Source organism: Marinobacterium halophilum, assembly GCF_003014615.1.
Lineage (GTDB): Bacteria > Pseudomonadota > Gammaproteobacteria > Pseudomonadales > Balneatricaceae > Marinobacterium > Marinobacterium halophilum.
On record NZ_PYGI01000044.1, the window covers coordinates 1 to 2,401 of the forward strand.

Annotated in this window: 1 protein-coding gene and 1 CRISPR repeat array; the gene reads left to right on the top strand. The window is 54.4% G+C overall.

All coding sequences use genetic code 11. The annotated features are described in order from the left end of the window. On the top strand, window positions 1–162 hold a 162-nt coding region (locus CLV44_RS17160; protein WP_146140037.1), incomplete at its 5' end, for a transposase. 122 nt (window positions 163–284) lie between these two features. Next, window positions 285–2,292: direct repeats of the CRISPR family, unit length 28 nt; unit sequence TTTCTAAGCTGCCTGAGCGGCAGTGAAC. Window positions 2,293–2,401 lie beyond the last annotated feature (109 nt).

The following is a 2,401-nucleotide window of genomic DNA, read 5'->3' on the forward strand; positions in this document are numbered from 1 at the left end:
ATCCGTGCGAAAGTTGAGCATCCGTTCCGGATCATCAAGTGTCAGTTCGGTTTTGTAAAAGCACGCTACCGTGGCCTAAAGAAGAACGATGGCAAGCTTGCCATGCTGTTCGCGCTGGCCAACGTTGTGCGGGTGGATCAGATGTTGAGAGCACAGGGTTAATCCGCCTGTACTGCCTGAAAAGGCAGGTGCGAGCGGTTAAAAAGGGTGAAAAGTGCTGAATTTCCGCCTCTGAGGCAATGATAACGACATTTTAGAGCCCGAGGTCGGACTTATTCGCGGCTTCCCTAAGCTGCCTGAGCGGCAGTGAACCCTCAGAAGGCAAAATAGGAGGCCGGTTTTAATTTCTAAGCTGCCTGAGCGGCAGTGAACAACCACCCTTGAATTGATCCCGGAAGTGTCGCTTTCTAAGCTGCCTGAGCGGCAGTGAACTGTCCGACGCCTATGTCAGATGGATCGGGAAATTTCTAAGCTGCCTGAGCGGCAGTGAACTGATCAGCAAAGGCCGCTTGGAGTTTGATGCCTTTCTAAGCTGCCTGAGCGGCAGTGAACTGTGCGGGAGTGGTCGGACTCCGGCAATGACGTTTCTAAGCTGCCTGAGCGGCAGTGAACCCGGCCCGCAACATCGTCAGGGCGTCGCCAATTTTCTAAGCTGCCTGAGCGGCAGTGAACACGAATCCTCAGCCTCGGTGCTGGCGCTTGCCTTTCTAAGCTGCCTGAGCGGCAGTGAACGACCCGCTGGCTGACCCGTATGCACTCAGAATTTTCTAAGCTGCCTGAGCGGCAGTGAACGGTGCCCATCAATTTGCCATCGGCGTAGATCATTTCTAAGCTGCCTGAGCGGCAGTGAACAGCCGCGAAGTCAGGATAGTACGGGTTAAATCTTTCTAAGCTGCCTGAGCGGCAGTGAACCGGGCTGGTTTCGTATCGCGCCAGCAGCGTCTTTTCTAAGCTGCCTGAGCGGCAGTGAACTCGATGGTTGCGCTGTTCGGAAGTACCGAGGCTTTCTAAGCTGCCTGAGCGGCAGTGAACGAACCATCTCGTCAACAATTTCAGGCTCTAGATTTCTAAGCTGCCTGAGCGGCAGTGAACGCCAGCGCTCGAACCAAAAGACCAACCGGGTTTTTCTAAGCTGCCTGAGCGGCAGTGAACAGTCTGGCCAGTAGCCGCCATCGCTGCTGTCATTTCTAAGCTGCCTGAGCGGCAGTGAACATAACTATCAGTACAGCGCGAGCGGTGCGGATTTTCTAAGCTGCCTGAGCGGCAGTGAACTCGGCTCCGAACTCAATAGCATGACCCCATGCTTTCTAAGCTGCCTGAGCGGCAGTGAACTTGCTTGACCTCATTCTGTTTAGGCTCAGACATTTCTAAGCTGCCTGAGCGGCAGTGAACAAGAACGGTCCGTGCCCTCGCTGCGGTGGAGATTTCTAAGCTGCCTGAGCGGCAGTGAACCTTGCCGTGCTGATACCCGAACATTGCGCCGTTTTCTAAGCTGCCTGAGCGGCAGTGAACGTGGAAGCATAGCGGGGCTAATTCCGGGTATCTTTCTAAGCTGCCTGAGCGGCAGTGAACTTCCAAATCCATCGGTCTTACCGGCCGGTGACTTTCTAAGCTGCCTGAGCGGCAGTGAACAGAGAAGCGCAAGGGCAATCCGGCACGCATGTTTTCTAAGCTGCCTGAGCGGCAGTGAACGGACGCGCCACTATCCCGCAGATGCTGGACATTTTCTAAGCTGCCTGAGCGGCAGTGAACTAATCAAGACGATCTCAGTTGATCTGCCTGAATTTCTAAGCTGCCTGAGCGGCAGTGAACGCGAACCGGGCAATGCTGAAGGCCCATCTGACTTTCTAAGCTGCCTGAGCGGCAGTGAACAATTCTGGAAGCAAACATGCCTGATCCGATCTTTTCTAAGCTGCCTGAGCGGCAGTGAACAAGTGTCGTGGGGTGTGGCGATTGAGGCGTCATTTCTAAGCTGCCTGAGCGGCAGTGAACTTTCAACCACGCCATAACTTTTACCAGAACCATTTCTAAGCTGCCTGAGCGGCAGTGAACTACCATAAAACTGTCTGAGACGCCTCGACTCATTTCTAAGCTGCCTGAGCGGCAGTGAACTGTCCCGTATCCGCAAGGTGTGGGGCGATCTGTTTCTAAGCTGCCTGAGCGGCAGTGAACAGCAGGCGGAGCAGTGGAGCCGGAAGGAGGGCTTTCTAAGCTGCCTGAGCGGCAGTGAACGTTCTGAGGCCAATCCAAGCAGGGAGCATTTGTTTCTAAGCTGCCTGAGCGGCAGTGAACTCGAATATGGGCACCTGTAGTGGTCAACTAATACCGGACAATAAGTTAAGTTTTTCCTCTGCCACAGCGGGTGGCAATCCTTGGTTGTACTGATGTGGCCGTTGCCGGT